A 380-nucleotide genomic window follows, 5' to 3' on the forward strand; every position below is an offset into this window, starting at 1 on the left:
TTATGGAAAACTGGTGCTGGGAAAGGGAAGCACTAGATCTGATTTCAGGTCATTATGAAACCGGTGAAAAACTACCTGATGACCTTTATGAAAAAATGATCGCGGCACGTAACTTCCAGTCAGCGATGATGATGGTGCGTCAGTTGGAGTTTTCTATTTTCGATTTCCGTTTGCATTTGGAGTTTGATCCAGAAGGCGGCAATCAAGTGGATAAAATTCTGGCCGAAGTGCGTGATCAGGTAGCTGTCGTTAAACCGCCAAAATTTAATCGTTTCGCTCATAGCTTTGGTCACATCTTCGCTGGCGGTTATGCGGCTGGTTACTATAGTTATAAGTGGGCAGAAGTGTTATCAGCCGATGCGTTTTCTAAATTTGAAGAA

General features: G+C 43.2%; 1 protein-coding gene. It reads left to right on the top strand.

All coding sequences use genetic code 11. The features are described from left to right. Positions 1 to 380 (top strand): M3 family metallopeptidase (locus tag B3014_RS10305; RefSeq protein ID WP_289286961.1); only part of this gene is annotated, 380 nt, incomplete at both ends.

Source organism: Methylophaga sp. UBA678, assembly GCF_002299105.1.
GTDB lineage: Bacteria > Pseudomonadota > Gammaproteobacteria > Nitrosococcales > Methylophagaceae > Methylophaga > Methylophaga marina.